We start from the raw sequence: 4,498 nt of genomic DNA, 5'->3' as shown, positions 1-4,498 counted from the left end.
ATCAGAGGGTGTGCCACCTTCACCTTTTCCGCGTGCGGAAGCAGATGATCGTAGATCCACCCAGTAAAGATCGTCGCTTCCATGGCGATCGTCCGGGGTTGGGGAAGGGTCTTGATCCAGGCGTCCAGCTCGCGCCGGGTGGACCCGATCTTTCCTTCCTGATGCACGTGACCAGCCGCGTCCTTCACGCAATAGCTGATCGTCCTCTTGTGAACATCCAGTCCGATGTAATACATATCGTCTCTCAAGGAGCCTCCGGGGTAGTTCTCTGAATCAGCTTCACCGCTGAGTTCAGCCTTTGCAACACCTCGTGCTCCTCACTGACTTACATTCAAACACACCGCACGTTATCGGATAGGGGAACGGTTGCCGACTCTTCGGGAGCTTGCACATGATCGCCACGGTCGAACACCTACAGCTAACGCAACTGTGTCGGTCAAGTTCCTTCCTCTGCAACAATCTCGGACTGAGGTGCAATTCATCAAACCGGGAGATCTTGTCACCAGAGATCTCGGCAAACGAACCCAAGGCATGATGACACTGGTCGGCAGGCGTGTCAGCGGAACGATAAAGGCTGGCAGTGTAGGCAACGACCAGCCGCTCTCTGTGAGCACGGATGTGGGGGTCGACCCTCAATTGAAGCTCAAGGTCAATGAAGTTGAGCAGAATCCTTTCTCCGGCGAACGCCGCTTAGGGTCTTTTTCGTAGCACCCAGGTTGTCATGCAGCGATGGTTCTGAACGATCGTGGTTTTCAGAGGATCGACGAGAACTGCTTTCATCTCCCGGCCAAGTTCCAAGAGCATCTCCTCGTCCACCAGAAACCATACGGAACCATCCCCTATGACGAATCTATTCTCCTGCACTCGCTCAAGGTTCATTCCGATCCGTGAACCCAAGCGACAAAAGAGCATCCCGCCAGGCCTTAGAACACGCCACAACTCGGACAACATCCTCCGGAAGTGATTTTCATCGCGGGCAAAGTGAAGAACGGAACTGCACATCACGACATCAGCAAATGCGTCCGGAAAAGGCATCTGCTCAATGAGCCCAACCTGAAAGTTCTCTACGGGCAGTCTAGTTCCCAGAGAGGCTGAAAGTTGACGAACATGCTCTACTCCAGCGCGGTCTGCGTCCAACGCAAATACCTCGCAACCCTGTCGCAGCAGATGGACAAGATTGCGTCCATGCCCGCATCCTGCATCGAGTACACGCATTCCGTGGGCAATGTTCCCTCGAAGGATTTGATCGAAGACGTAGATGTCGATATGTCCGAACTGTTCCTGAACGTTTAGCGGCATACCCTAACCATACTGCCTTCGATCGCATTACACGTAGACCTTACTCGGCCAGCAACAAACAACGGACTTCCTAAGACGGTGGAACGCTGGGTGACCAATACGGTCGTTAGGTTTAGTCCAAGCGGTCCGCGGGAATCCGCGATGAGCGAAAACTCTTCGAGAACTTTATATTTCTAAACACCTTTCGACAACAGCTCGAGATTCTTTGGGTAAGGATTCCCGTTTCTTTGTGTGATGAGAATGCGCAGTGGTTCGCATTTATATTGGTGCGGTCCCATATCGTGCATCCTCAACTAGCCCTGCAATATTTGCCGGACAGATCGACCCTGCGGACGACGTGGTCCTGGATCCAGTGCGCGTCCCACCACTCTTTGGGGTCGATTTGGACACCATCGAGCTGCATGGCGAAGTGGACGTGGTCCCCGCCGGCCATCCCAGTCATGCCGCTCAGTCCCATGATCTGGTCGCGCTTGACCATATCGCCCTCGTGTACGTCGTTTCGGCCCTTTGGCCAGTGTGCTGTAAAGGATATTTGCATTCGGCTTGGCCACGAGCACTCCGGTGGGATTTCCATGACGGTCACGCTGAACCTCGCCCGCGGGAAAATCCGGAGCATTCTTGTCATACCCCCCGGCACGGAGTGCGGCTGCATTCAACAACGCCCGGTCGTACAAATGCAGAATACAAACCGGCATGTCCGGGGCTGCCTCATTGATTTCATCGAGCATTGGCATGCGCCGTTCAGCGAATTGAAATTCTGTCCAACCACCAACGACACGCACCCACTGCGGTGCAGGAGTTCGTGCAGCCTGATCTTTCAAAATCCGCAGCGCATCCGCCAGCGACGACACACCGTCCCAACGCAACTCCATGTTGTAGTTCAAACCACCCCGAATCGGATGCATGTGTGAATCGTTTAGACCACGGATAACGGTGCGACCATTGCCGTCAATCACCTTCGTCTTGGGGCCGCGCAGTCGAAGGATTTCTTCATCTCGACCTGTGGCAACGATCGCACTCCCCAATGACAATGGCTTCCACAAAGGATGGAACACTATTCGTCGCGATCTTAGCGTTATGAATTATCGTCTCGGCAGACATGGTTCTCCCCCCCAAACCAGAAGTGGGCAGATGGAGGGCGAGCATAACTCCACCCTCCGTCACGCCTATTTATGTGCTAATTCAGGAGCTGGGACGGTATACTCGGGGAACTTTGTCGGAGGCGCACCGTGCACCATCGTGTACACATATTCCACGCCGGTTCCATATGCACCAAAGTGCGTCTTTACGATGTCCATAACCGCATCGTAAGTATCGCGTTGCGCCCAGTCACGCTGCCACTCCAACATCACTGAGAGTGCCGTTACCGGTTTGGCGCCCGCTTGGATAACACGCCTCATTGCGTTGTCGTGCGACAGCTGGTTTACGTCTCCGCAGCAATCCTCTACGACATAAACCTCATAGCCGTCATGAATGGCCTGCACCGTGGGAAGCGCTACGCAAGTCTCCGTCCATAGTCCAGCCAGTACAATCTTCTTGCGCCCTGAGCGCTCTATGGCGGCCACAAAATTTGTGTCGTCCCAGGCATTCATAAAGGAACGCTCAACCGGCTCCTGCTTCGGATAGATAGCCTTGAGTTGTGGCCACATGTTTCCGCTAAATGACTTCGTTTCCACTGTCGACAAAACGACCGGCACTTCAAATACTCTGGTTGCCTTCGCGAGCGCTACGGTGTTGTTTATGATGCCCTGACGCTCAAAGTTGGCAGTCCCAAAAAGCATTTGCGGTTGATGATCGATCAGCGTCACAACACAATTGTCAGGAGTCAGTAACCCCTTCTCACTTCGTTTTGTCCGCCCGTTGTTCTGGCTCATGAATCTCTCTCCTTTATCGAGTGAAATGATTCGTTCAAGGATGCGGCGCATTTCGTTGCGACGTGCACTGCACCATACGATTGAGATTCAGCCGACTCAACGGAAGACACATTGAATCGCATTACATATTTCTGCTAGCCCGCGCCTTCAGAGCGGCCGCGTCTCGATCCAGTCAACCAGTAGCTTGCGTTCGGCAAAATACCATGCGCCTTCTTGTTTAATGAATGTGTCAAGATAACGAATCGAGGCGATCATGAGGCCGCGCTTTCCGTCTTGCTCCGTAACGTGTGCGCAAGGCAGTAGCTAACCCCGGTTGCGCTATTGCCATTCAGCTGCACGGTACTTTGACCGTTGAAATGCATTGTCGCCTTGTAGGCATTCAAATTGTCGAAGACGGGAGCCAGAGAGTCCCGGCCGTGAAGCTCCTGCGAAGGAGTGTCTGATTGTGAATCCATATATACGACGAAGTGTGTATCGGACGTGAACAGCGCCATCTGCCCCTTCGCATCTCGACGATCTGCACAATGAGCGTAAGCGTCGACCAACTCTCGAAATCGAGAGTCGATCTGCCGCTTCTTCCGGAGAGATAGTGCGATGGGCAGCCACGCAATGAGCATAGGACGAAATGTGTTTCGGTGAGCCAATCACAGAGATACATGTTTGTGGAGTAGGGTGCAATGTTGACATAAGCAGCAGTTCATCGGGGTTCTGCCCCTGGGAGCTCATCGGAACCGGCATGAGTGCTCGTAATAACGCGATACGCACCACAGCCATCAATTTCAATGTCACCGAGGGTGAGAATGGAAGCAAGCGTGTCTTCATGCGGACAGTTTTTTGATTCACAGTAGTTTGATACGCGGCGGTGGCAAACTTTCTTCGCAAATGCGAAGGTTTCCGGAATCGTTCCGTTACTCTCAAAGCTCTTCGTGGTCAACTACATTGCTGGGTCCTTTCTGGGAACTGAAGTATGGTTGTGAATTACAAGGCCGCCGAAACCAGGACGATTACGCAGCCGGTCCCGACAAGCCACTGACGCTGACAGGGCCACGGTCTAGCACTGGTGTTTGCTTAGGGGTCTTGAGAACCCAGTCAGCAATCTCGTCCTTACGCGCAAACCACACGCCGGGCTTTGACTTGGCGTAGGTTAGGAAGCGATCGAGCACACGGACGCGGCCAGCGTGACCCGAAATTCGATCATGCAAACTGATCACCATCATTCTGCGTCGTGTCGCCCCTTCCTCATAGAGCTGGCCGAATTCATCTTTGAGGGCCTGCTCGTATGCTGCTGGGTTCCATCCATCGAAGGGGAATGAAACGATATCGTT

6 protein-coding genes and 3 pseudogenes are annotated in these 4,498 nt (G+C 53.4%); 2 read left to right on the top strand and 7 right to left on the bottom strand.

Annotated features, from left to right (window positions below; all coding sequences use genetic code 11):
- Positions 1 to 248 (bottom strand): annotated as a pseudogene (locus tag Q363_RS30765) (hypothetical protein); the annotation flags it as partial.
- 223 nt (positions 249 to 471) lie between these two features.
- Here Q363_RS30765 and Q363_RS30760 point away from each other — a divergent pair.
- On the top strand, positions 472 to 708 hold the full coding sequence (locus Q363_RS30760) for a hypothetical protein (RefSeq protein WP_157467979.1): 237 nt from the start codon (positions 472 to 474) through the stop codon (positions 706 to 708).
- On the opposite strand, the gene Q363_RS39615 is transcribed toward Q363_RS30760, so the two are convergent.
- Positions 691 to 1,167 carry a class I SAM-dependent methyltransferase gene (locus Q363_RS39615; RefSeq protein WP_425387818.1) on the bottom strand — a complete coding sequence of 159 codons (477 nt, stop codon included), beginning with the start codon at positions 1,165 to 1,167 and terminating at the stop codon, positions 691 to 693. The genes Q363_RS30760 and Q363_RS39615 overlap by 18 nt on opposite strands.
- On the opposite strand from Q363_RS39615, the gene Q363_RS47255 reads away from it, so the two are divergent.
- On the top strand, positions 1,099 to 1,293 hold the full coding sequence (locus Q363_RS47255) for a hypothetical protein (RefSeq protein WP_035358378.1): 195 nt from the start codon (positions 1,099 to 1,101) through the stop codon (positions 1,291 to 1,293). The two genes, Q363_RS39615 and Q363_RS47255, sit on opposite strands and share 69 nt — an antisense overlap.
- A gap of 295 nt (positions 1,294 to 1,588) precedes the next feature.
- Here the strand turns inward: Q363_RS47255 and Q363_RS41650 are convergent, their stop codons facing one another.
- The 5 genes and pseudogenes from Q363_RS41650 to Q363_RS42480 form a co-directional block, all read right to left on the bottom strand.
- A complete protein-coding gene (locus Q363_RS41650) occupies positions 1,589 to 1,777 on the bottom strand; it encodes a M23 family metallopeptidase (protein WP_245632584.1) in 189 nt (62 codons plus the stop codon).
- A gap of 82 nt (positions 1,778 to 1,859) precedes the next feature.
- A pseudogene (locus tag Q363_RS45065) lies at positions 1,860 to 2,204 on the bottom strand (amidohydrolase family protein); the annotation flags it as partial.
- A 261-nt stretch (positions 2,205 to 2,465) separates the two neighbouring features.
- Entirely contained in the window at positions 2,466 to 3,173 is a 708-nt protein-coding gene (locus tag Q363_RS30745) for a hydrolase (protein WP_051979580.1), read from the bottom strand.
- Positions 3,174 to 3,424: 251 nt separating this feature from the next.
- The gene (locus tag Q363_RS30740) at positions 3,425 to 3,667 is read right to left on the bottom strand and encodes a nuclear transport factor 2 family protein (protein WP_245632583.1); all 243 of its coding nucleotides are present in this window, start codon (positions 3,665 to 3,667) and stop codon (positions 3,425 to 3,427) included.
- A 510-nt stretch (positions 3,668 to 4,177) separates the two neighbouring features.
- Positions 4,178 to 4,498: pseudogene (locus Q363_RS42480) on the bottom strand (polysaccharide deacetylase family protein); the annotation flags it as partial.

The sequence above is a fragment of the Edaphobacter aggregans DSM 19364 genome (assembly GCF_000745965.1).
Lineage (GTDB): Bacteria > Acidobacteriota > Terriglobia > Terriglobales > Acidobacteriaceae > Edaphobacter > Edaphobacter aggregans.
The sequence above is the reverse complement of the archived record's forward strand: the minus strand, read 5'-3'. Positions and strand labels throughout refer to the sequence as shown.